The organism is Massilia sp. 05N420 (genome assembly GCF_056397205.1).
Map to the genome: position 1 here is coordinate 1 of NZ_JBFTMX010000162.1, position 474 is coordinate 474.

The window sequence follows — 474 nt, forward strand, 5'->3', positions numbered from 1 at the left end:
GTCCAGAGGTTCTTGGTGAAACGCTCAGAGGCAAGGTCGATGACGGCATTGGCGGCCGCCAGGATCGGCTGCGTCGAGCGGTAATTGCGGTCGAGCGTGACGATATTGGCGGCAGGCGTAAACGAAGCCGGGAAGTCGAGAATGTTGCGTACCGTCGAGGCGCGGAAGGAATAGATCGACTGCGCATCGTCGCCGACGACGGTCAGTCCCTGTCCGCCCGGCTTCAGCGCCAGCAGAATGGAGGATTGCAGCCGGTTGGTGTCCTGATACTCGTCGACCAGAACATGGTCGAAGCGGCTGCCGATATCCTCGGCGATCATTGGCTCTGCCACCATCTGCGCCCAGTAGAGCAGCAGGTCGTCGTAATCGAGCACGTTCTGCGCCTGCTTGGCCTCGACATAGGCGCCGAAGAGATCGCGCAGCTGGTTCTCCCAGGTGGCGCACCAGGGAAAGGCATCGCGCAGCACCAGTGGC

The 474-nt window shown here is 62.0% G+C and carries 1 protein-coding gene; it reads right to left on the reverse strand.

Annotation, left to right across the window (positions count from 1 at the left end):
• Window positions 1–474: UvrD-helicase domain-containing protein (locus AC1DIX_RS27785; RefSeq protein ID WP_477328568.1), on the reverse strand; the 474-nt coding region annotated here is incomplete at both ends.